Origin of the sequence: Marinicauda algicola, assembly GCF_017161425.1 — a bacterium.
Classification (GTDB): Bacteria; Pseudomonadota; Alphaproteobacteria; order Caulobacterales; family Maricaulaceae; genus Marinicauda; species Marinicauda algicola.
Genome location: NZ_CP071057.1, coordinates 2,443,810 through 2,466,440 on the forward strand (window position 1 = coordinate 2,443,810; position 22,631 = coordinate 2,466,440).

The following is a 22,631-nucleotide window of genomic DNA, read 5'->3' on the forward strand; positions in this document are numbered from 1 at the left end:
GCGTCATCGCGCCGATCTCCGCCTGCGACGACCGAGCGGCAAGACATGTACTAGTAATAGCACGAGTCCCAGCGCGGTAACCCAGGGTGAATCACCCCTGTTTGCGTAGAACGGTTTATCGGCCGCTGCAAGTATCGGAATATCCAGCGCTTCACTGGACTTGAGACCTGAAAGTTGCAGCCCTCGCCCGAGAGGATCGACGAGCCCGGAAACGCCCGCTGAAGCTGCCCGCACCAGAGGCAGGCCGGTCTCGATCGCGCGGTAGCGCGCGATATTGTAATGCTGGTAAGGCCCGGTCGAGGCGCCGTACCAGGAATCGTTCGAGATGTTCAGCAGCCACGCGGCCTCGGAGGCGGCCTCGCGGACATAGCCCGAATAGATCACCTCGTAGCAGATCAGCGGCGCGAAGACCGGCAGGCCCCCGAGCGCGATTCGGGCCGCACCGCTGCCCGGCGACAGGAAAGGCGAATTCGTGGACAGCGACTGGAATCCGAAAATCTCGGTCAGGGGGCGGATCGGATTGCCCTCGCCGAAGGGGACCAGCCGGGTCTTGTCGTAGGTCGCGGCGAGAACCGGTCCCTGCGCGGTGAAGTCCAGCACTGCGAGCGCGTTGTAATACAGATAGGGCAGCGCCCCGGTCTCGGCCCGGGTCGCGCCGAGGATCAGCGTCTCGCCGGGAAGGACGCCGGCCATGCGGTCGATCAGGTCGGGTTCGCGCAGGGTCAGCGCGGGCAGCGCGCCCTCCGGCCAGATCACCGCGTCGATGCGGTCGAGACCAGGCGCGGCCGACAGCTCGAGATAGGCCTCCAGCATGGCGTGCCGGTTCTCGTAGCGGCGCTCGGACTGGGCGATGCCCAGCTTGACCACGCGCACGGCGTAGCCGGTCTCCTCGACGGGCGTCCGCGCCAGGCGCAGCTCCCCGAACCCGATCAGGCCGGCGAGGGCGAGCACGCCGAACACCGGCGGCAGAGCGCGCGCCGCCCGGCTCCCGCTCCCGTCGAGCGCAGCCGGGCTTGCCAGGATGAGCAGGGTCGCCGCCGACAGGCCCATGGTCCCGACGAGGCTCGCGGCCTGGCTCACAGCGCCCCCGGCTTCCCAGACATGGCCCGGCAGGTTCCACGGAAAGCCCGAGAGCCAGCTCGCCCGGGCGAACTCCACCGCCGTGAACAGCGCCGCGAAGGTCACGACGCGCCCCGGGCCGGGCCGGGACAGGCGGGCGTAGAGCGCGCCCGCCACGCCCCAGAACAGCGCGAGCCCGGACGGCATCGCGATCAGCGGGACCCAGAAGAAGCCGGCATAGACCCCGCCGCGTTCGAGGAAGGCGTTCGCGACCCAGAACGTGCCGGCCAGGAAAGCCCCGGCGGCGAAGCACCAGGCGCGCCAGAAGCCTCCCTTTAGCGGGGCTGGCGACCGGCGCGCATCGTCGAGCATGAGAACCAGCAGGCAGAGCGCGATGAGATAGGCGGGCTGGACATGGAAGGGTGCGAAGCCGAGCACGCTCACCGCGCCGGCCAGGAACAGGATCGCGCCGGCCCGCACGCCCGTCTGCGCGCGCAGGGCGGCGCGCGCGCGGCGCCAGGCCTTCGGCGCGCCGGCCACTATTTTCCGGCCATGTCGGCCTGCGGCTCGGGCTCGCAGGGGCGCACGCGCAGCCGCTTGATGCGGCGCGGATCGGAATCGAGCACCTCGAACTCGAAACCGGAAGGGTGACGAATCACCTCGCCGCGCTCCGGGATGCGCCCTGCGAGCATGAAGACGAGGCCGCCGAGGGTGTCGACATCCTCCTCCTCCTCCTCGGTCGCGACCTCGCGCCCGACCGTCTCCTCGAAATCCTCGATCGGCGCGCGCGCGTCGGCCTCCCAGCAATCGGGGCCCTTGGCCTTGATCGCCGGCGTCAGACTCTCGTCGTGCTCGTCCTCGATGTCTCCGACGATGGGTTCGAGCAGGTCCTCCAGCGTGACGAGGCCGTCGGTGCCGCCGAACTCGTCGACGACCAGCGCCATGTGCATGCGCCGGCTCTGCATGCGCAGGAGCAGGTCCGTCGCGCGCATCGAGGGCGGGGCGTATAGCAGCGGCCGGCGGATCTGCGGCAGGATTCTTCGCTCGGCCCAGTCGCTCGGGCGGTTGCCCTGCGCGTCGCCCGCGAGATGGCCGATCACGTCCTTGATGTGGGCGACCCCGATGGGGTCGTCCAGCGTGTCGCGATAGATGGGCAGGCGGGAATGGGCCGCTTCGGCGAAGATCTTGGCCAGCTCGGCGAGCGGGGTATCCACCTCGATGGCGATGATGTCGGCGCGCGGCACCATCACGTCGTCCACGCGCAGCTGGTCGAAGGCCTGCGCGTTGGCGAGCAGGGCATTGGCCGGGAGCGGCGCAGGCTCGGAGGTGCTGACGGTCTCGCCCGTCCCGTTGCGCGCCGAGAAGGCGCCGCGCAGGCGGGCGATCAGACTTCGAGATTGCGGGTCGTCGTCACTCATTCTCTTACGGGGCTCAAATACGGGTCCGCGATCCCGATCTCGGACAGCGCCTCGGTCTCGAGGGCTTCCATGGCCGCGGCATCGTCCTCGTCCTCATGGGTATAGCCGTTGAGGTGCAAGAATCCATGCAGCGCAAGATGGGCGGCCCGGTCGAGAAGCGCAATACCCGCCGCCTCCGCCTCTTCGAGACAGGTTTCGTAGGCGAGCGCGATATCGCCCGGATAGCCTTCGCTTTCCGGGGCGGGGAAGGCGAGCACGTTGGTCGGCCTGTCCTTGGACCGGTACTGGGCGTTGAGCGCCCGGACCGTCCCGTCGCAGGTGAACAGGATCACGGCGGTTCCCTCGCGCACGCTCTCCATGCGCGCGATCGCCTTCACGATCGCGGCCCGGCACGTGGCCTCCAGCCCGTCGACCGCGTTCCAGGGCTCGTGATCGGTGACGAATTCGACCGGATCGCTCATCGTTTCACATCCGCGCGCTCATAGGCATCGACGATGCGCGCGACGAGATCGTGGCGCACGACGTCGGCCCTCGTAAAGCGGTGAACCGCAATGCCCTCGACATGTTCCAGGATGCCGAGCGCGTGGGCGAGCCCGGAGGGCTCGCGCGGATGCAGGTCGGTCTGGGAGGGATCGCCGGTGATCGCCATGCGCGACCCTTCCCCGAGCCGGGTCAGGACCATGCGCATCTGGGCCACGGTGGCGTTCTGGGCCTCGTCGCAGATGATGAAGGCGCGATTGAGCGTGCGCCCGCGCATGAAGGCGAGCGGAGCGACCTCCACCCGGCCCTCCTCGCGCATCTTCTCCGACAGCTTCTGGCCGAGCGCGTCGCGAAGCGAATCCCAGATCGGCAGGAGATAGGGATCGATCTTCTCCGAAAGGTCGCCGGGCAGGAAGCCGAGCCGCTCGCCGGCCTCGACCGCCGGGCGCGTGATCACCAGGCGCTCGATCTCGCCGAGCGCCAGCTGGGCCGCGCCATAGGCGACCGCGAGCAGGGTCTTGCCGGTTCCGGCCGGGCCGACCCCGAAGACCATGTCGTAATCGCGCGCGTTCTTGAGCATGCGGATATAGGCGCGCTGGCCGTCCGTGCGTCCCGCGAAGCTCGTCCCGCGCGGCACCCGGATGACGGCGTCGATCTCGGCCTCGCCCTCTTCCTCGGCCATCACGCTCGCGGCGCGCACCGCGGCCGGGTCGATCTGCAGCCCGTCCCCGGCGCGGGCGTAGAGCGCATTGAGCACGCGCCTGGCCTCGGTGCGGGTGCGGCTGTCCTCGGCGGTGACGACGACCTGGCCGCCGCCGGGCGCTTCCAGGCGCACGCCGAGCTCGCGCTCGATGACGGCGAAGTTCTCGTGACCGGGTCCGGCCACGGCCCGCACGGTCTCGGCATCGTCGAAATGCAGGGTCTCGGACGCGGCGCGCTTCGCGCGGCGGGGCTTGGCGGAACGGCTCACGCGGCGCTTCTCTTCCCGCCCGTCAGGCGTCCGGCAAGCGCGTTCCTGGAGGCCGAGACGATCTCGACCTCGGCGATCTGGCCGATCAGGCTTTCCGGCCCATCGCAGTGAACCGCCTGGAGATAGGGGCTGCGCCCTGAGATCTGGCCGTCGTGGCGGCCCGTGCGCTCGAACAGCACCGGCAGGGCCTTGCCGACCATGGAGCGGTTGAACGCTTCCTGCTGCTCGCCCAGCAGCGCCTGCAGGCGGGCCAGACGCTCGGACGCGACTGCCTCGTCGACCTGCGCGCCGAGGCTCGCCGCGGGCGTGCCGGGGCGGCGCGAATACTTGAAGGAGAAGCAGGCGGCGTACCCGACCTGGCGCACCAGATCCATCGTGGCCTCGAAATCGCCCTCGGTCTCGCCGGGAAAGCCGACGATGAAGTCGCCGGAAATGGCGATATCCGGCCGGGCCTGGCGCAGTCGCTCGATGATGGCGAGATACTCCTCGGCGCTGTGCTTGCGGTTCATGGCCCGAAGGATCCGGTCCGAGCCCGACTGAACCGGAAGATGGAAGTAGGGCATCAACTTCGCCTCGTCGGCAAAGGTTTCGATGAGCTCCTCGTCCATGTCCTTCGGGTGGGAGGTGGTGAAACGGATACGCTCGATGCCGCCGATCAGGGCGAGATGGCGCACCAGCCGCCCGAGCCCCCACGTGCCGTCCGCCTCGTGTCCCGAGGGGGCCTGGCCGTGAAAGGCGTTGACGTTCTGTCCCAGCAGCGTCACCTCGCGCACGCCCTTGGCCGCGAGCGCGCGCACCTCGGCGACGATCTGGTCGACCGGGCGCGACCATTCCGCCCCGCGCGTGTAGGGCACGACGCAGAAGGTGCAGAACTTGTCGCAGCCCTCCTGCACGGTGACGAAGGCGGTATAGCCCTCGATCTGGCGGTCGGGCGTCGCGAGGGCGTCGAACTTCTCTTCCACCTCGAACTCGGTGTCGAGCGCCTCGCCGCGCCCGCGATGCACGCTGGCGATCAGCTCGGGCAGCTTGTGATAGGTCTGCGGACCGACGACCAGGTCGACCACAGGCGCGCGGCGCTGGATCTCCGGGCCCCCGGCCTGGGCGACGCAGCCCGCGACCGCCACCGTCATCGGCGCGCCGGAGGCGGCCTTCTCCTCCTTCAGCGGCTTCAGCCGCCCGAGTTCGGAATAGACCTTCTCGGCCGCCTTCTCGCGGATGTGGCAGGTGTTCAGGATGACCAGGTCCGCGCCCTCGGGGCTGTCGCTCGGCTCGTAGCCGAGCGGGGTCAGCACGTCGCGCATGCGCTCGCTGTCATAGACGTTCATCTGGCACCCGTAGGTCTTGATGAACAGCTTCTTGCGTCCGCGCTGCGGCGCCGGAGTGACGGTCGTGTCGGTCATCGCGTCCAAGCCGGCCTCCTCGCCGGCACATACAAACGGCCAAAGCCCGCGCAGGGCGGGCTTGTCCACGGGCTTTATCTATAGGAGCGGGACGCCGCGCGGAAGGGGGCGCGGGTGCAATCGTCCTACTTCTCCTCGTCCTTCAGCGGCACGCCGTAGAGTTCGAGGCGGTGATCAACGAGCTTGTAGCCGAGCTTCTTGGCGATCGCGACCTGCAGGCGCTCGATCTCCTCGTCGACGAATTCCAGCACCTCGCCGGATTTCAGGTCGATGAGATGGTCGTGATGCTCTTCCGGGGCTTCCTCGTAGCGCGAGCGGCCGTCGCGGAAGTCGTGGCGCTCGATGATGCCGGCCTCCTCGAACAGGCGCACCGTGCGGTAGACGGTGGCCAGCGAGATGCGCGGATCCTCGGCCGCGGCGCGCCGGTGCAGCTCCTCGGCGTCGGGATGGTCGTCGGACAGCGAGAGCACGCGCGCGATGACGCGGCGCTGCTCGGTCATGCGCAGGCCCTTCTGGACGCAGATTTTCTCGATGCGGTCGGGCAAGCTCTCCTCCCGTGCGCTCATGTGCGGGCCTCCGGCGTTGAGTGTCCTGTATGCCGGCGGGTGCGGCAATGTGTCCACCTGCCCCCGCCTGCCGCCTATATGGGTTCAGCCGAGCGGCTTGTCCATCAAAACGGCATCGCTGCCGTCGCGGTAATAGCCCTTCCGCCGTCCGCTCGTGCGATAGCCGGCGCGGCTGTAGAGGCCGATCGCGGCCTCGTTGGCCGCGGAGACCTCCAGGAACAGGCGCTGCGCGCCCTGCGCCGCGGCGGTGGTTTCGGCCGACTGCAGCAGCGCCTCGCCGAGCCCGGTGCGCCGGAACTGCGGCCGCACGCAGAGCGTCAGCAGCTCGGCCTCGCCCGCGATCGCGCGGATCAGGGCAAAACCCGCCGGCTCGCCCTCCTCGCTCATCACCACGGCGCGCACGCCGGGCGAGGCCAGCAGATCGCGGATATCCGCCTCGCTCCAGCCCCTCTCGAAGCTCGCCGCGTGCAGCGCCGCGAGCAGGCCGGCACCTTCCAGGCCGAGGAGGCTGACGGCAGGATTGGCGGGCTCTAGGCTCATTCGGTCCTGGCGATTGGAGGCGGTGGACATGAATTCGTTCGCGGCGGTCATCTTCGACTGCGACGGCGTGCTGGTAAACTCCGAGGTCATCGCCGTGAAGGCGGAGATGGCAGCGCTCGCCGGTATCGGGCTCGACTACGCGCCGGACGTCTTCACCGAGCGGTTCCTCGGCCTGCCCGAGCGCGATTTCGAGGCCGCGCTGGATGCCGATCACCGCGCGCGCTTCGGCGACGGCCTGCCCGCGGGCTTCTTCGAAGACCTGCATCGCGGCAAGCACGCCGCCATGGAGCGCGGGATCGCCGCGATCGAGGGCGTGGAGGCCTTCGCGCGAAGCCTCGCCGTTCCGATGGCCGTCGCCTCCTCGGCCGGGGTGGAGAGCCTTGCCATGAAGCTGCGCGTCGCCGGGCTCGATGCGCTGTTCGCCCCGCACGTCTATTCGGCCGACCTCGTCGCGCGCGGCAAGCCGGCCCCGGACCTGTTCGAGCACGCCGCCGGCAGGCTCGGCGCCGATCCGGCCGCCTGCCTCGTCATCGAGGACAGCGTGAACGGGGTGAGGGCCGCGATCGCGGCCGGGGCGGTGTGCTGGGGCTTCACCGGCGGCGGGCACTGCCCGCCGGGCCACGACGAGCGCCTGCTGGCAGCCGGCGCGCACGCCGTCCACGGCGGCTTCGCCGCGATCGCCGCAGCCTACGCCTCCACCCCGCCGGGCAGCTTCGCGTCCGGCGGGCGGGCATAGGTCGGGGCCGGCGGGGGCGCGTCGGCGGGCGCCTCTTCGGTGAGCGCCAGCAGGGCGGCAAGCGGCGGGGCGTCGGAGAAATGGGCCGGGTCCGCGCCCAGCAGCGCGGCGCCCGAGCCGGTCATGTCGAGATCGCCGTATTCGATGAATTCGCTGCGCGCGTCCTCCTCCCCGCCGCGCTGCAGCTCGGTCACCGGCTCTCCTTGCGTGAAGATCTGCCAGAGGAGTTCGCCGCGTTTGGCGTCGTGGATGACGGCGAGCGTCTCCCTGCGCTCCGGATCGGCGCCCCGGGCGATGGCCGCGAGCGAGGAAATCCCCACCGCCTTCGCCCCGGTCGCCAGCGCGAGCCCGCGCGCGAAGCTGACCCCGACGCGGGTGCCGGCAAAGCTGCCCGGCCCGGTGGCGACGCCGATACGGTCGAGATCGGCCGGGCTCACCCCCGCCTCGTCCAGCAGATCGCGCACCATCGGCGCGAGCAGTTCGGCATGGCCGCGTCCGATGCGCTCGGCGCGCTCGAACACGGCGCCGTCGCCGCGCTTCACTGCCGCGGCGCACCAGGGACCGGTCGTATCCAGGACGAGGATCATGGGCCCAGTATAGAACCGGGCCTGGTTAACCCGCACCAAAGATTGTCATTTCGCGAGGCCTCGCGCGCCGGCCTACTTCCACAGCCGGCAGACCTCGTCGAAGGTGAAGCGCGGCAGGCGCGGGAAGAGCTTTTCCGTCGTGCCGTAGCCGAGATTGCACAGGAAGTTCGAGCGCCAGCTGCCCATCACCGGGTCGCCGCGGAAGAATTCCTTGTCGACGCCCTCCTTGGAGAAGCCCGACATCGGTCCGCAGTCGAGCCCCAGCGAGCGCGCGGCCAGCATCATGTAGGCGCCCTGCAGCGTGCCGTTCCTGAAGCCGTTGTCGAAGCGGGCCTCGTCGGATTCGAACCACTCCTTGGCCTCGGGCTCGTGCGGGAAGAGCTGGGGTACCTTCTCGTGGAAGTTCCAGTCCCAGGCGACGATCGCCGTGACCGGGGCGGCCTTCACCTTGGGCACGTTCGTCTCGATGAGGTGCGGGATCAGGCGCTCCTTGCTCTCGCCCTTCAGGAAGATGAAGCGCGCCGGACACTGGTTCGCGCTCGTCGGCCCGTACTTGAGAAGATCGTAGAGCGCGTGGATCGTGGAATCGGGCACGTCGCGCTTTTCCCAGGTGTAGAAGGTGCGCGCGCCGCGGAAGAGCTGGTCCAGCGCATGGTCCGGGATCACCCCGTGGCGGTCCTCCAGCGCGAGCGGTTCGCTGTCGGCGTGAGCGGTCTGCGGCATGGGGAGGGCTCCTAGTCAGTACGAATGAGGGTTCGCGCCGACAATAGGTCGCTGCCCCCGTCTTGACCATGGCGCGGCTGGAGAGAAGGCGTTGTCTAGAGGATTCTCCTAGGAACCCGTCGGAGGTTGCCGCGGCACATAGTGAGTCGACTCATTGTGTTTTCTGTCGAGTCGACTCATAAATGTCGTTGGAGACCGCACATGCGCGATCACATCACTGTCTCGATGCCTCACGAGATGGCCGGCTGGCTCAGGGCCACAGCCGGGGCGGCAGATCTCGAAACCGGTCCGTTTGTTCGCATACTACTCGTAGCATTTACCGCGTGGAGACCGTCTCTCCATCGTCAATTGGCCATCTTAGCCGAAGAACGAGAGAGACACCCGGCGCTTGGTAGAATTCGGCTACCTTCAGCTATGAGGCCAAACCGGGTCTATCCGAGGCTTCCGGACGAATTAATCGCGCATCTTTCTAAACTCGCAAACGGACTCGACACGCGTAGTCGGGCAGTTCCGCTTCGGCTACTTTTAAGCGCCTTCAAGCACCGCAACGCCGATCCTCAGCGCGCGCGAGTGTGCGCGCGCCGCCTTGGGAATTTGTTTTCGCCTGAGGCTCATCGCAGAGGAGCCATCAAGCGATGAAACCCAAGTATGACGAAATCGATGCATCTGATCGGAATTCAATTGTTGCCGACTCCCCCAGCGCCGAAGCTCGCTCACTCTATGCAACGCACCTTGCGCTAATATTGGCGGAAGAGCTGTCGACACTTATAAAGTCTGGCATGCCCCCAATCGAAGCTATAAGATACCTAGAAAAGAATAAAATACAGATAATAGAAAAAGTACGAAAGAAAAAATTAATAGACTAACGATAATTATTCTTATAATTTTCGTTCCGCAATTTCTATTTGTCCAGTACTCAAACCTACGAGTTATTTCGACTCCAATTGCATCAGGCTTTTCAGAGGTCTGCTCCATTGCCAACTTACGGTGCATATCCTTTGAAAGAGAATTTTCCGGTATAAGCTTATCTACTAATCCATAATATTCTAATACAAATCTTATATTCTTTGCCTCGTCGCCGAGAGAAGCCGCTATGCCTGAAAACATATATTCTTCCATGTGCATATATCGCGCGACTACACTAGAGCACCTTATTATAAATAGAATTCCTGCTATTAAAAATGAAAATGCAGAGATAAAAAATGTCACAAGCGATGAGATGTGAATTGGCGTTATACCTTGATATGTACGCCCTGCGGTCATAGATATCTGAATGAATTCAGGTGCATTTAACAAAAGGGGTATAGATAATCCAATTGTCAGTATAAATGTTTGAGAAAAAATAAAATTTATGCGGACCCAGTCAAAATGATTATAAATTGAATCTCGTTTATCGGTTAGAATATGTCTTAACCGCATAAGCCCATAAATTATACTTGAGCGTAGGGATCGGATGAATGCATTGAGCGCTCTCCGCGTTCGTCGATCAAGAGCGCGCACGACTTGGACGCGAGCGCGCCGGAAGAAGTGATTAATTCGGCGCTGTGCCATGGTAGGCGCCAAGGTGATCGCGCCATGGCAAAGCGGCCAACCAGGTTTCGGCTTGAGGCAGCGTCTGCTCGGCAAAACTTCGTGTAAGTTTCTTCATACCGGCGCGTTGCAGGTTATGTCCCTCGGCCGCCCTATTCGCGATTTTGCGAAGTCGCCTAATTCCGACATCCTTTGGAATTTTCCCAAGTTCAGGAAAATGATCCCTCTTGGATATCGCCATTTTAAGGGGGGCGCTCTTTTCCACAGCTTGACCAACATAGCCTTGCCTAATTTCCGAATCGCTCAAACCGTTGTTGAGCAAATCGATCCAGATATTGACGAAGCCGACAAGGACCGGGTCGAAATCGGTGCGTATCAAATCGACGCAATGCGAGCGCAGACCCCGCCAGTGCTTAAAGTTAAATCCCTCGTTTTGAAGCATCTTGAATTGAAGATAGTGATTCCAGAAATCCTGCCTCCTGTACTCAACGAGTGATTCGTCGAACGTACAATTCGGTGGAATGCAATCGGAATAGGACTTCTGTTCGTCCTTAAGGCTTTCGATATCGAGGGCCACACCCACCTCCTGTCGCATGAGCACCTAATTACTGCAGGATGTACCTTGCCCGGTCAACCATCTATTAACCTAGACCACCGCCTCGACGCTCTTCACCTCGGGCACGTAGTGCTTGAGGAGGTTCTCGATGCCCTGTTTGAGCGTGGCGGTCGAGGACGGGCAGCCCGCGCACGCGCCGCGCATGGTCAGGCGCACGATGCCGTTGTCCGCGTCATAGTCGTGGAAGGTGATGTCGCCGCCGTCCTGGGCCACGGCCGGGCGCACGCGCGTGTCGATGATCTCCTTGATCTCCTTCACGATGCCCGCCGCCTCGCCGGTATACTCGGTGTGGCCGGCGGTCTCGGCGCTGCCGAACAGCGGCTTTTCCGACTGGATCACGTCCATGATCGCGCCGAGCACGGCCGGCTTGATGTGGATCCAGTCCACGCTCGGGTCCTTGGTGACCGAGACATAGTCGGCCCCGGCGAACACGCGCGTGACGCCCTCGACGCGGAACAGCTCGCGCGCCAGCAGGGAGGTATCGGCATGCTCGGGCGTGGGAAAGTCGCGCGGCTCGTCCGGCGCGATCTCCTGTCCGGGCAGGAATTTCAGCGTGTGCGGGTTCGGGGTGTCTTCGGTCTGGATGAACATGGCGCCTTCCTCGTCTCTGGCCCGTCAGGTGGCGCTTCGCGGCCCGGGGATCAAGGCGGAACTTCACGCCAGCCGGTCGATCTCCTCGCGCGACAGCGTGCCGGGCACCACGGTGACGGGGATGCGCCGGCCGGTGAACAGGCCGCGCCCGCGCGCCAGGGTGGAGATCAGCGGCCCCGGCGCATCGTCGGCCTTGGCCGCGGCGAGCACCAGGATGGCGATGCGCTCGTCCTCCTCGATCACCGCGCGCAGGGTGGGCAGGAGCTCGCCCTCGCGCAGGATCATTTCCGGGCGCCCGCCGGTCACCGCCTCGACCTCCTCGGCGAGCGATTCCAGCGCGTTTTCGGCCATCTCGGTCGCCTCGCGCCGCATCGTCTCGCCGACGCCGAGCCAGTGCTCGAAATTGGACGGCTCGATCACGGCGAGCAGGGTCACCCTGCCGCCGCTGTGCTTGGCCCGGCGCGCGGCGAAGTAGGCCGCTGTGGCGGACTCCTCGCTGGCGTCGGCGATGACGAGAAACTTGCGCACGTCGTCCATGGGACAGACGGTGGCCGCTTCTTGACGCTCGCGCAAGAGGGGGCGAGTGATGGGGAAGGCTCACCGAAAGGACGCAGCGATGGGCGCCGATCGACCCGATCCCGACGAGATCGAGGCCCTGGAGGGCGAGGCGATCGCGCGCCTCGCCGACCGGCGCGGCGCGCACGGGCCGGCGCGCGAGGTGGTGCTCGCCGCCGACCGGCTCGAAGTGATCGAGGCGGGCCGGGTGGTCCACCGGCTGGCGCTGGGAAACGTGAAGTCGGTCCGCCTGTCGGTGGACATGGCCGGGCCGGACACCCAGGTCGTGGCGCGCATCTGCGGCCCGGCGACCGAGATCGCGATCGGCAGCCGGTCCTATGTCGCGCCGGGGCGCTGGGCCAACAACGCGGTCGAGTTCCGCCGCCTGGTGCTCGAACTCCACCGCGCCCTGCGCGGACGGGAGGTGCGCTATCTGGAGGGCCACACGCTCGGCCTGCGCCTCGTCCTGTGCGCGCTCGGCGCGGCCATGGCGCTCGCCGGCCTGCTCTTCGCCTTCTACATGGCCGAGGTGAGACAGAGCGGCATGCTCGCGCTCGCCGCCCTGCCCTTCATGGTGATCGGCGGCTATCTCGCCTGGGTCTTCCGCCCCGGCGTGCCCGTCGCCTACGATCCCGAGCAGCTCATCGAGCGCTTCGAGAAGAGCGAGGCGGATGCGGCCGCGAAGGCGCCGGATATCTAGCCCAGCCTCGCCTTCAGCGCGCTCGCGAACCGCGCGCCCATGCCCGGACCCTGCTCGGGATAGAGATAGGGCTCGATGAGTTCCAGCTCCATCAGGGCGAGCCGCCCGTCCGGCCCGCGCGCCATGTCGACGCGGGCATATAAGAGGCTCTCCTGCCCGCAGATGCGGCAGGCGGCGGCGAGCGCCTCGCGCGCCAGCGCCACGTCCTCGGGCGAGGGCGCATGCATCTCCTCATGCCCGCCATAGACCGACTGGACGCGGTAATCGCCCGGCCTGGGCCGCTTCAGCGCGGCGTGGGAGAATTCGCCCCCGAAGAACAGGAAGGAGTATTCGCCTTCCTGCGCCACGGCCGGCAGGAAGGGCTGGATCATCGCCTCTGCCGGCGGCAGCTCCCCGGCCGCGGGAAGCGGCTCGCCGCGGCGGATGCGCGCCTGGCGCCAGCCGCCGGCCCCGACCACGGGCTTGACCACGATATCCTCGGTACCCAGCGTCTCGAAGGCGGCCCGGATCGCGTCCGCGCTCGCGCGTTCCGCCCACACGGTCTCGATCACCGGCGCGCCCGCGTCCGCGAGGTCCTTCAGATAGGTCTTGTCCACGTTCCAGCGCACCACGCCGGGCGGGTTCAGCACCGGGCGCACCGCCGCCCAGCGCTCCAGCGCGGCGAGGAATTGCGCCTTCTTCGTCACGTAGTCCCAGGCCGTTCCGATCACCAGCGCGTCGTAGCCGCGCGCCTCGACCGCCCCATCCCAGACCACCGGGCGCAGGTCGAAGCCCGCTGCGCGGCAGGCCGGCTCGAGCTCGGCGAATTCCAGCTCGAACTCGTACTGGTCGGCGCGCGAGGCGGGATTGCCCGCGACCATGTCGGCGGAGATCAGGAAGGCGATGGCGCGCACGGGCAAACCTCATGGCCGTCGGAAACGGCGCCCTGCTAGCGCGATCCGGCCCGGCGCACCAGCCCGCCGCGCGGCAGCTCGGGCCGGGCGGCTTGAGGCGGACGCCGGGGCGCGCTAAGTCCGGCGCGGTTTTCCCGCTCAACGCCAATCCGAAGGTTGAAGATTCCCATGACCGAGACCCGCTACGACGTGCTTGGCGTCGGCAATGCCATCGTCGACGTGATCGCTCACGCCACCGACCAGTTCCTGGTCGACAACGGGATCGAGAAGGCGGCGATGACGCTGATCGACGAGGACCGCGCCAAGGCGCTCTACGCCGCCATGGGAGAGGGCGTGGAGATCTCCGGCGGCTCGGGGGCGAACACGCTTGCCGGCGTGGCGAGCTTCGGCGGGCGCGGCGCCTATATCGGCAAGGTCGCCGCCGACCAGCTCGGCGACATCTTCGAGCACGACATCCGCGCCATCGGCGTGGATTATGACACGCCCCGGCTGAAGAACGGGGCGGCCACCGCGCGCTGCCTCATCAACGTGACGCCGGACGCGCAGCGCTCGATGTGCACCTTCCTGGGCGCCTCGACCTTCTTCTCCGACGACGATCTCGATACCGGCAGGATCAAGGCCGCCGAGATCACCTATCTGGAAGGGTATCTGTTCGACCGCGAGGAGGCCAAGAAGGCCTTCGTGCGCGCCGCCGAGATCGCCAAGGCGGCCGGGCGCCGGGTCTCGCTCACCCTGTCGGACAGCTTCTGCGTCGACCGTCACCGGGCGAGCTTCCGCCAGCTCGTCGACAATCACATCGACATCCTGTTCGCCAACGAGGCGGAGCTGAAATCGCTCTACGAGACCGATGATTTCGAGGCCGCGCTGGAAAAGGTGCGCGCCGAGGCCGCCGTGGCGGCGGTGACGCGCTCGGAGAAGGGCGCGGTGATCGTCGCGGGCGAGACCACGGTCGCGGTGCCGGCCGAGCCGGTCGCCAGGCTCGTCGACACCACGGGGGCCGGCGACCAGTTCGCCGCGGGCTTCCTGCTGGGCATGGCGCGCGGCGCGGACCTGGAGACCTGCGGCCGGCTCGGCGTGCTCGCGGCGGCCGAGGTGATCTCCCATGTCGGCGCGCGCCCGGAAGTCTCGCTGAAGGAGCTCGCGGCCCGGCGCGGCATCGAGATTCCCGCGCCGGTCTCGTGACGGCGGGGGCGCCCGGCTGGGGAAAACTGCCCGGAAGCCCCGTGGCTCAAGCGGTTAATCAAAGCTGGAACCAGCCTTAACGCGATTTTCAGTACATTGTCGGATCGTTCGGCTCACGAAGCGTCGGGCAGGGGGCGGCGCCCCCCTGACGGCGTGGTTCAGACACCTAAGCCCGATGGGTCCTTCATGGCTCCGATCCGACACGCCGTGTCCCGCATGATGCGCTCGCTGGTGGCGAAGTTCACCGTGCTGTGCGGCATCATCCTGATCGCGGCGATCTCCGTCCTGATGGTGATCCAGTACCAGTCCACAACGGCGGACAACAAGCGCGCCAGCGAAACCCACGCCCATCTCATCACGGAACTCTTCGCCACCAATGTCGCGGCGAACCTGGCGCGCCGCGACGAGGCGGCCCTGGCCGACAAGCTGTCCGATTTCGCCGCGCGCGAGGATGTCTCCGGGGTCTTCGTCACCGACGCCATGCGCCGCGTCCTCGCAGTCGGTGGCGCGGCCGGCGCCGAGGTCGGCGAGCGCGCCAGCGGCAACCTGCTGCAGAGCGCGGTCGGCGCGGTCGACACCCGCCTGGAACTCGCCGCGGACACGATCCACATCGCCGAGCCGATCTTCCACGAGGGCCGGCTGGTCGGCGCGGCCATGGTGACCGTGCCGGTCGCCGCCGTTGCCCGGCCGACGAGCGAGCTCATCCTGCGCCAGATCCTGATCGCGGCGGGATCGCTGCTGATCTTCCTGCCGCTCGTCGCGCTCGCCGTGCGCCAGTCGCTGGGCCCGATCCGGACCCTGACCGAGGCGGCGCGCCTGGCCTCGTCGCGCAAGCTGGACCTGCGCATCGACGTGCACACCGGCGACGAGCTCGAGGTCCTGGCCAACGCCTTCAACCGCATGTTCGGGCGCCTGGAGGCCTCGGTGAAGCGCATCCAGCGCCTGGCCTATGTCGACATGGTCACCGAGCTGCCCAACCGCGAACGCTTCCGCAAGGAGCTGGAGCGCGTCTGCATCAAGGCGGGCGAGGAGGACACGACCGGTGCGGTGCTGTTCCTCGATCTCGACCGCTTCAAGCGGGTCAACGACTCCCTCGGCATCGGCGAAGGCGACCGGCTGCTGGAAGCCGTCGCCCGGCGCCTGCGCGAGGCCGCCCGCGCCTGGGATCTGTCCCACGGCGAGGAAGACAGCGAGCCCTCCATGGTGGCGCGCCTGGGCGGGGACGAGTTCACCCTGCTGCTGCCGAAGCTGAAGGATCCGGCCGACGCCGCGCGCGTCGCGCGCCGCGTCGTGGACGCCGTGCGCCGGCCGTTCGAGATTTCCGGCCACCAGGTCTTCCTCGGCCTGTCGGTCGGCGTCGCCCTCTTCCCGCGTGACGGCGCCGACCCGGAGACGCTGCTGCGCCACGCCGACCTCGCCATGGCCACGGCCAAGCGCAATGGCGGCAATGCCTACGAGTTCTTCGAATCGAAGATGAACCAGAGCGCCTTCGAGCGCCTGGTGCTGGAGAACGAGCTGCGCGAGGCCGTGCGCGAGGAGCAGCTCGTGGTCTACTACCAGCCCAAGGTCTTCATGAAGGACGGCGGGTTCGCCGGGGCCGAGGCGCTGGTGCGCTGGCAGCACCCGACCGCGGGCCTGCTCTCGCCGGGCGCGTTCATCGAGGCGGCCGAGGAATGCGGCCTGATCGGAGAGATCGGCAACTACGTGCTGCGCAAGACCTGCACCGAGTTCGCCAAGCTCCACAAGCAGGGCCTGTCCATTCCGGTCGCCGTCAACGTCTCGGCCATGCAGTTCGAGCACGAGGGCTTTGCCGACATCGTGCTCGACGCGCTCAACGAGAGCGGCCTGCCGCCCAAGCTGCTCGAGCTGGAACTCACCGAGTCCACGGCCATGCGCGATCCCGAGCGCGTCATCAGCCAGATCGAGCCGCTGAGGAAGATCGGCGTGACCTTCGCGATCGACGATTTCGGCACCGGCCATTCCTCGCTGTCCTACCTGACGCGCATGCCGTTCGACGTGTTCAAGATCGACCAGAGCTTCGTGCGCCACATGGAGCGCGATCCGCACGCGAAGATCGTTGTGGAGACCATCCTGGCGATGGCCCGCTCGCTGAAGCTGGAGACCGTCGCGGAAGGCGTGGAGACGACCGAGCAGCTGACCTTCCTGCGCGAGCAGGGCGCGACGATCGCCCAGGGCTATCTGTTCGGCCGGCCCATGCCGCTCGACGACCTGGTCCGCTTCGCCTCGCCCGAGCCCCGGCGCGCCGCCCACTGAGTCCGCGGCGTCGGCGCAGCTGTGGCATTGCCGCCACAGCCAAACCCTTTCTCGAATTTAATTGAACAAACCCGTGGGCCTGTGTCATAAATATCCCTGCGGGCCGCGGCAGGGCTCTGGATCGGCGTCGTCCCCCCGCTACGCATCCAGGCTTCGCGGCCCGCACGCCGGCTCGACCCCTCCCGGCGCGAGCGCCGCGTTTCCCCAATCGCGGCCCGGGTGCCCGGCGGCCATCCCCCTCGCCGCCGGGCACTCCATTTTCCGTCCCTTCCCCGCGAGCGCCGCAGCTGCCCCCTAGGGCCGGCCCGCAAGGCGCGCTAGATAGCACCTATGACCGACCACGATCCCGACAATGGCTCCGGCCCGTCCGGCGGCTCCGAAGACGTCATCGCCCGCCTGCTCGACGAGATCCCGCTGCTCTACAAGGCGCGCGCCTTCGCCGAGAGCGTCAAGGACCCGGCCTTCTTCGCCCGCCTCGGCGAGCCGCTGGGCAGCCGGGAGAGAACGCTCGCGCGGGCCTATCTCGACGGGCTCGGCTTTCCCGACGCCGAACCGGCCCCGCTCGGCGACTGGGCCGACGCGGTCGCGGCCGCCGAGGCGCTCGATATCGACGCGAGCGCCTGGGAGGCCGAGGAGATGCTGCGCGCCGGCCTGATCGAGGCGGTGCTCGAGCGCCTCGACGAGCAGGCCCTGCACGCCGCCCAGGCCCTCGTCGCCTCGAAGATCGGCGAGATCGCGCGCGAGGCCGCCGAGGCCAGCGCCGCGCTCGACGACGTCTATGACGAGCACGTCATCAATGCCGCGGCCGGCGGGCTCGTCCAGGCCGCCAACGGCGCCGTGCTGGTGCTGCTGGCCGAGGCCGAGGACGAGGCCCCGTCCCATCCCTTCCTGGCGCGCTGGCGCCTCTATGTGCGCGGGCGCTGGCCGGTCGGCCTGGCCGGCTCGACCTTCAACATACTCTAGAAAGCGGAGCGATCGCCGTGAGCGGACTGACCATCGCCACCTGGAACATCAACTCGGTGCGCCTGCGCGCCGCGCAGGTCGCCGCATTTGCGCAGGAGGCGAGCCCGGACGTGATCTGCCTGCAGGAGATCAAGTGCCAGGAGGACCAGTTTCCCTACAAGGCCTTCGTGGAGATGGGCTATCCCCACGCCCACGTCACCGGCCAGAAGGGCATGCACGGCGTGGCCACCGTCTCGCGCCTGCCGATCGAGCCGCTCGAGATGCAGCCCGTCTGCTCGCGCGAGGAGGCGCGCGCCCAGCGCGTGCGGATCGAGGGGATCGAGATCCAGAACTACTACATCCCGGCGGGCGGCGACGAGCCGGACCCGGAAACCAACCCCCGCTTCGCCCACAAGCTCGACTTCGTCGAGCGCCTCGAGGCCTATGTCCGCGAGCGCGCGAAAGAGGAGGCCGACATCGTCGCGGTCGGCGATTTCAACATCGCTCCGCACGAGAACGATGTGTGGAGCCACAAGCAGCTCCTCTCCGTCGTCTCCCACACCCCGGTGGAGACCGAGGGCCTGGAGCGCGTGCGCGCGGCGGGGGACTTCATCGACGTCGCCCGTGCCCTGCACCCCGAGGAGGAGAAGATCTTCACCTGGTGGAGCTACCGCAATCGCGACTGGAGGAAGTCCAATCGCGGCCGCCGCCTCGATCATATCTGGGTGACGCCCTCCCTGCGCGTTCCCGCGCTCTCCTCCGGCCGCGCGGCCTTCACCGTCTGGGATCATACCCGCGACTGGGAAAAGCCGAGCGACCATGCGCCGGTGACGCTGCGCCTGAAGGTCTAGAGCCTAGCCGGCCGCCCGGCGCGGGTGCACCCACTGCGGCAGGAACCGCCTCGGGTCGAGGGCCTGCGGGGACCTGTAGCCGACGCCCGCCGCCTCGAGCAGGGCCGCGATGCGCCCGCTTTCGCACGCCTCCACGAGATCGCTGCAGCCGCCGAGCAGGGTGCCGCCAATGAAGATCTGCGGGATGGTCGGCGAACCGGTCCGCGCCTTCAGCGCCGGGCGGATCGTGCCGGCGAGCCTGGTCCGCGCGAACTCGACCGAGTCCAGATCGACGCTGTGGCAGTCCACGCCCAGAGCCTGGAATATGCGCCGCGCCGCCCAGCAGAACTCGCACCATTCCAGCGCGAACATCACGACGGGCCGGCCGGGATCGCCGCTCATCTCCGCGATGAAGGTCGCCGCCTGCGGGTCGACCTCCGGTTCCGCAGCCGGGGCGGGAGCGGGCGCGGGTGCGGCCGCGAACCGCGCGGAGGGTGTGCTCTCCGACAGGGCGAGCTCGTCCTCGTCCATATCCTCGGCCACGTCGGCGAAGAGCGGCGTGGACAGGTAGCGCTCTCCGGTATCGGGCAGCAGGCAGAGGATGTTCGACCCAGCCGGCGCGCGGCGCGCGGCCTCCAGCGCGACGGCCAGCGTCGCCCCCGACGAGGTGCCGGCCAGGATGTCTTCCTCCTCTGCGAGCCGGCGCGCCACGGCCAGCGCATCGCGCCCCGAGACCGGCACGGTCTCGTCGATCAGCCCGGCCTCGGCCGCATCGGCGACGAGCTTGGAGATGAAGTCGGGCGACCAGCCCTGCATCAGGTGCGGGCGGAAGGCCGGGTGGCTGGCCGCCGGGCTGCCGTCGGCCGCACGCGGCTGCGCGATTCCGCTCGCCAGCAGCGGGGAATTGTCGGGCTCGGCGACGAGGATGCGCGTGCCGGGCCGTTCGGCGCGAAGCACGCGGGCGACGCCCTTCAGCGTGCCCCCGGTGCCGAACCCGGTGACGAAGGCATGGAGCCGCTGGCCCTCGAACGCGTCCAGGATTTCGCGCGCCGTCGTGGCCGAATGGATGTCGGCATTGGCCTCGTTCTCGAACTGGCGGGCGAGGAACCAGCCATGGGTCTCGGCGAGTTCGCGCGCCTTGGCGACCATGCCGGTGCCCTTTTCCGAGGCCGGCGTCAGCACCACCTTCGCGCCGAGGAAGCGCATCAGCTTGCGCCGCTCCACCGAGAAGCTTTCCGCCATCGTGATGACGAGGGGATAGCCCTTGGCCGCGCACACCACGGCGAGCCCGATCCCGGTATTGCCGCTGGTCGCCTCGACCACGGTCTGCCCGGGCTTCAGCGCGCCGGAGCGCTCGGCCGCCTCGATCACGCCGAGCGCGAGCCGGTCCTTGATCGAGCCGCCCGGGTTGAAGGACTCGAGCTTGGCGAAGACGCGGGCATGGGACGGGGACAGCGTCTTCAGTTCCACCACCGGGGTCCGGCCGATGGTGGACAGGATGGAGTCATGGATGCGGATCATGGCGATGGCGTCCTTACTGCGCCGGGATGGCGGCGGATTGGCGAGCCTGGACGGTCTGCCAGGCGGCGAGGATTTCGTCGCAGAGCCGGTCGGCGCTGCGGCTGTCGAGCGGGGCGGAGATGACGGAGATGCGCAGGACCTCTCGGCCCTGCCAGCGTGCGCCCTCCACGAAGACGGCGTTGCGGCGCTGGACTTCCTCGATCACGGCGCGCGTCAGCCGGTCGGCGCCGGCGCCCTCCCCGAAGGCCAGGACCACCTGGTTGAGCACCACCTCGTTGAGCACGGCGATGCCGGGCGCCTTGCCGAGCCGGGCGCCGATGCGCCGGGCCAGCGCGCAGTGCCGGCTGACCATGTCCGCGATGCCGTCGCGGCCCAGGTGCCGCAGCAGGGCCCAAATCGCGAAGCCGCGGGCGCGGCGGGACAGCTCCGGGCTGAAATCGGACGGGTTGTGGCACCAGTCCTGGCTCGGCAGATAGCTGGCGCTGATCGACATGGCGCGCCGGTGGGCGGTGCGGTCGCGCACGATGACGAAGCCGCTCTCATAGGGCGCCTGGAGCCATTTGTGCGCGTCGCTCGCCCAGGAATCGGCGAGTTCGAGACCACGCGTCAGCCGGTAGCGGTCGGGACAGGCGCGTGCCCACAGGCCGAACGCGCCGTCGACATGCAGCCAAGCCCCGGCGCGCCGGCAATGGGCGGCAATCTCCTCGAACGGGTCGAAGGCGCCGGTATTGATCTGGCCGGCCTGGGCGATCACCAGGGCCGGACCGCCATCGGCGAGCCGGCGGCCGAGATCGCGGGCGTCCATCGCGCCCTGCGCGTCGGCGGCGACGGTCTCGATCTGGGAGCGCCCGAAGCCGAGATAGCGCAGCGCCGCGAACACGGTCGAGTGGGCCGCCTCGCCGAGCAGGACGCGCATCCGGGGCGCGCCCTGCAGCCCGTCCGCCTCGACGTCCCAGCCGGCGCGGCGCAGCACCTCGCTGCGTCCGGCGGCGAGCCCGGTGAAATTGGCCATGGTCGCACCGGTGACGAAGCCCACCGAGGCCTCGCGCGGCAGGTCCAGCAGGTCGAGCAGCCAGTCGCCGGCGACCTTCTCGGCCGCAACGCCTGCGGGGCCGACGAAGTGTAGGCCGGGATTCTGGCCCCAGGCGCTGGTCAGCCAGTCGGCCGCGACGCCCACCGGGTGGGAGGCCCCGATGACCCAGCCGAAGAACCGGTCCCCGGTCGTGTCGTGCAGGCCCGGACCGGCGGCCTCCGCCAGCGCGGTCAGCGTGGCGAGCGCGTCCTCCCCGGCCTCGGGAACCGGGCCGGCAAAGAGGGCGTAGGCGTCCTGGCCCGTCGCCGCGGCGCGCGGCGCACGGTCCGGCTCGCCTGTACGGTAGCGGACCGCCAGGTCGCAGGCGGCTTGCAGCAGGGGCTCGATGTCGCAGGAATTCATCGCTTGGGTCCTTCGATAAAGCGGCAGGGCGGCGCCGCCGCGGGGTGCGCGGCGGCGCCGTCGGGCAGCGTCGCTATTGCAGGGTGGCCAGGGCGCCCATGATCCGCTCGCCCTGCTCCGGCGTGATCATGCCGGTCAGGACCTCGAGGAATTTCGGGTGCTGCGCGCCGGACAGGATGTACTGCCAGCGATAGGCCTTCAGCACGCCGGCATGGATCTTCTCGAACTCCGCCTCCGGCAGGGAACGGCCGCAGGTCTTGGAGAAATAGGCCGCGTCCGCGGCCGCCTGGGCCTGGAGAATGCCGTCCACGGCGACCACGAGCTCGATGAACTCGTCGACCGCGGCATCGCGCTCCTCCTCGCTCAGCTGCGCATCGCAGCGCTTCCATTCGAGCTCGTCGAGGATGGCGTGCTGGCACTCCTCCTTCCAGTGATAGAGGAAGACGTCCTTGAACAGCGGCGAGATGTTGGTCTCCGGCTCGATGCTCTGGCGGTAGTGCAGCTGGGTGAAGAGCTCGATGTGGAGGGTCAGGGCGAGCACGGCCCAGGTCGACTTGCCGAGCACGACCTCCGCGACCGCGTTCGGGTCGGGCGTCTCGACATAGCCCTCGGGCATCTGCTCGGCGGCGAGCCGCTCGATCCGGCGGAACAGGGCCTGGTGCTTCAGCTCCTCGTCGGAGAAGCGGATCAGGGCCTCCAGCGCCGTCTGGTCGCCGAGCCAGTGCTCGCGGCTGATCTCGAGCACCTTGGCGTTGATGAAGCGCTCGACCAGGCCGAAGATGTTGGCATAGGTCCGGCCCTGGATCTGGCTCAGCCAGCGCTGCTCGGCCTCGCTGAGGAAGCCGAGCTCGTGCACCAGCGAGAGCCCGTCGGGCAGGAATTTCTGGCTGGTGTCGAAGCGGCGCCCGCGGATGACATCGGCCTCGATGTCCCAGCGAACCCGCTTGGAGACCGCGACGCAGCGCGCATAGCGCTCGCCGGCCTCGGGGGAGATTGCGGTGTGTACGGTCATGGCATTGTCCTTGTTGTCTGCTTGAAGGCAGCGACCAACCGGCCGCGAGGCTTCGATCCCATGTCTTGCGC

23 protein-coding genes are annotated in these 22,631 nt (G+C 68.0%); 6 read left to right on the plus strand and 17 right to left on the minus strand.

Annotated elements, in window-relative coordinates; all coding sequences use genetic code 11:
• Nucleotides 1–3: 3 nt before the first annotated feature.
• From lnt to rimI, 7 genes are all read right to left on the minus strand, one after another.
• Complete coding sequence (gene lnt / locus JW792_RS12085) at nt 4–1,599, minus strand: apolipoprotein N-acyltransferase (protein WP_135995598.1); 1,596 nt, start codon at nt 1,597–1,599, stop codon at nt 4–6.
• A complete protein-coding gene (locus JW792_RS12090; RefSeq protein WP_135995597.1) occupies nt 1,599–2,477 on the minus strand; it encodes a hemolysin family protein in 879 nt (292 codons plus the stop codon). The genes lnt and JW792_RS12090 overlap by 1 nt, the downstream gene beginning before the upstream one ends.
• Nucleotides 2,474–2,938 (minus strand): rRNA maturation RNase YbeY, encoded by a 465-nt coding sequence (gene ybeY / locus JW792_RS12095; protein ID WP_135995596.1) that lies wholly within the window; start codon nt 2,936–2,938, stop codon nt 2,474–2,476. The genes JW792_RS12090 and ybeY overlap by 4 nt, the downstream gene beginning before the upstream one ends.
• Nucleotides 2,935–3,927: a PhoH family protein gene (locus JW792_RS12100; protein WP_135995595.1), complete on the minus strand. Its 993-nt coding sequence runs from the start codon at nt 3,925–3,927 to the stop codon at nt 2,935–2,937. The genes ybeY and JW792_RS12100 overlap by 4 nt, the downstream gene beginning before the upstream one ends.
• Nucleotides 3,924–5,327: a tRNA (N6-isopentenyl adenosine(37)-C2)-methylthiotransferase MiaB gene (miaB, locus tag JW792_RS12105; protein ID WP_135995594.1), complete on the minus strand. Its 1,404-nt coding sequence runs from the start codon at nt 5,325–5,327 to the stop codon at nt 3,924–3,926. The genes JW792_RS12100 and miaB overlap by 4 nt, the downstream gene beginning before the upstream one ends.
• A 125-nt stretch (nt 5,328–5,452) precedes the next feature.
• Nucleotides 5,453–5,893 (minus strand): Fur family transcriptional regulator, encoded by a 441-nt coding sequence (locus JW792_RS12110; protein ID WP_135995593.1) that lies wholly within the window; start codon nt 5,891–5,893, stop codon nt 5,453–5,455.
• An 84-nt stretch (nt 5,894–5,977) separates the two neighbouring features.
• Nucleotides 5,978–6,433: a ribosomal protein S18-alanine N-acetyltransferase gene (gene rimI, locus JW792_RS12115; RefSeq protein WP_135995592.1), complete on the minus strand. Its 456-nt coding sequence runs from the start codon at nt 6,431–6,433 to the stop codon at nt 5,978–5,980.
• Nucleotides 6,434–6,461: 28 nt separating this feature from the next.
• On the opposite strand from rimI, the gene JW792_RS12120 reads away from it, so the two are divergent.
• Nucleotides 6,462–7,169, plus strand: coding sequence for an HAD family hydrolase (locus JW792_RS12120; protein WP_135995591.1), 708 nt, complete (start codon nt 6,462–6,464; stop codon nt 7,167–7,169).
• On the opposite strand, the gene tsaB is transcribed toward JW792_RS12120, so the two are convergent.
• The 6 genes from tsaB to JW792_RS12150 form a co-directional block, all read right to left on the minus strand.
• Entirely contained in the window at nt 7,121–7,756 is a 636-nt protein-coding gene (tsaB, locus tag JW792_RS12125) for a tRNA (adenosine(37)-N6)-threonylcarbamoyltransferase complex dimerization subunit type 1 TsaB (RefSeq protein ID WP_135995590.1), read from the minus strand. The genes JW792_RS12120 and tsaB overlap by 49 nt on opposite strands.
• 72 nt (nt 7,757–7,828) lie before the next feature.
• On the minus strand, nt 7,829–8,479 hold the full coding sequence (locus tag JW792_RS12130) for a malonic semialdehyde reductase (RefSeq protein WP_135995589.1): 651 nt from the start codon (nt 8,477–8,479) through the stop codon (nt 7,829–7,831).
• 795 nt (nt 8,480–9,274) lie between these two features.
• The gene (locus JW792_RS12135; RefSeq protein ID WP_135995588.1) at nt 9,275–9,598 is read right to left on the minus strand and encodes a hypothetical protein; all 324 of its coding nucleotides are present in this window, start codon (nt 9,596–9,598) and stop codon (nt 9,275–9,277) included.
• A 412-nt stretch (nt 9,599–10,010) separates the two neighbouring features.
• Nucleotides 10,011–10,586: a hypothetical protein gene (locus JW792_RS12140; protein WP_135995587.1), complete on the minus strand. Its 576-nt coding sequence runs from the start codon at nt 10,584–10,586 to the stop codon at nt 10,011–10,013.
• A gap of 69 nt (nt 10,587–10,655) precedes the next feature.
• Nucleotides 10,656–11,216: a NifU family protein gene (locus JW792_RS17110; protein ID WP_135995586.1), complete on the minus strand. Its 561-nt coding sequence runs from the start codon at nt 11,214–11,216 to the stop codon at nt 10,656–10,658.
• A gap of 63 nt (nt 11,217–11,279) precedes the next feature.
• Nucleotides 11,280–11,753: a universal stress protein gene (locus JW792_RS12150; protein WP_135995585.1), complete on the minus strand. Its 474-nt coding sequence runs from the start codon at nt 11,751–11,753 to the stop codon at nt 11,280–11,282.
• Between the two features lie 79 nt (nt 11,754–11,832).
• Between JW792_RS12150 and JW792_RS12155 the strand changes: the two genes are divergently transcribed.
• Nucleotides 11,833–12,471 carry a hypothetical protein gene (locus JW792_RS12155; RefSeq protein WP_135995584.1) on the plus strand — a complete coding sequence of 213 codons (639 nt, stop codon included), beginning with the start codon at nt 11,833–11,835 and terminating at the stop codon, nt 12,469–12,471.
• Here JW792_RS12155 and JW792_RS12160 read toward each other — a convergent pair.
• A complete protein-coding gene (locus JW792_RS12160; protein WP_135995583.1) occupies nt 12,468–13,364 on the minus strand; it encodes an ATP-grasp domain-containing protein in 897 nt (298 codons plus the stop codon). The two genes, JW792_RS12155 and JW792_RS12160, sit on opposite strands and share 4 nt — an antisense overlap.
• Nucleotides 13,365–13,532: 168 nt before the next feature.
• Between JW792_RS12160 and JW792_RS12165 the strand changes: the two genes are divergently transcribed.
• The 4 genes from JW792_RS12165 to xth all read left to right on the plus strand — a co-directional run bounded on the left by JW792_RS12165 (nt 13,533) and on the right by xth (nt 18,613).
• Complete coding sequence (locus JW792_RS12165; RefSeq protein WP_135995582.1) at nt 13,533–14,546, plus strand: adenosine kinase; 1,014 nt, start codon at nt 13,533–13,535, stop codon at nt 14,544–14,546.
• 186 nt (nt 14,547–14,732) lie between these two features.
• Nucleotides 14,733–16,820, plus strand: a complete 2,088-nt coding sequence (locus tag JW792_RS12170) for a putative bifunctional diguanylate cyclase/phosphodiesterase (protein WP_135995581.1) — start codon at nt 14,733–14,735, stop codon at nt 16,818–16,820.
• Nucleotides 16,821–17,150: 330 nt separating this feature from the next.
• Complete coding sequence (locus JW792_RS12175; protein WP_135995580.1) at nt 17,151–17,783, plus strand: hypothetical protein; 633 nt, start codon at nt 17,151–17,153, stop codon at nt 17,781–17,783.
• A gap of 17 nt (nt 17,784–17,800) precedes the next feature.
• Complete coding sequence (xth, locus tag JW792_RS12180; RefSeq protein WP_135995579.1) at nt 17,801–18,613, plus strand: exodeoxyribonuclease III; 813 nt, start codon at nt 17,801–17,803, stop codon at nt 18,611–18,613.
• Nucleotides 18,614–18,616: 3 nt separating this feature from the next.
• Here xth and JW792_RS12185 read toward each other — a convergent pair whose 3' ends face one another.
• The 3 genes from JW792_RS12185 to JW792_RS12195 form a co-directional block, all read right to left on the minus strand.
• A complete protein-coding gene (locus JW792_RS12185; RefSeq protein WP_135995578.1) occupies nt 18,617–20,113 on the minus strand; it encodes a pyridoxal-phosphate dependent enzyme in 1,497 nt (498 codons plus the stop codon).
• Between the two features lie 13 nt (nt 20,114–20,126).
• Nucleotides 20,127–21,548 carry a pyridoxal phosphate-dependent decarboxylase family protein gene (locus JW792_RS12190; RefSeq protein ID WP_192900969.1) on the minus strand — a complete coding sequence of 474 codons (1,422 nt, stop codon included), beginning with the start codon at nt 21,546–21,548 and terminating at the stop codon, nt 20,127–20,129.
• A gap of 73 nt (nt 21,549–21,621) precedes the next feature.
• Nucleotides 21,622–22,560, minus strand: a complete 939-nt coding sequence (locus tag JW792_RS12195) for a hypothetical protein (RefSeq protein ID WP_135995577.1) — start codon at nt 22,558–22,560, stop codon at nt 21,622–21,624.
• Nucleotides 22,561–22,631: the final 71 nt, after the last annotated feature.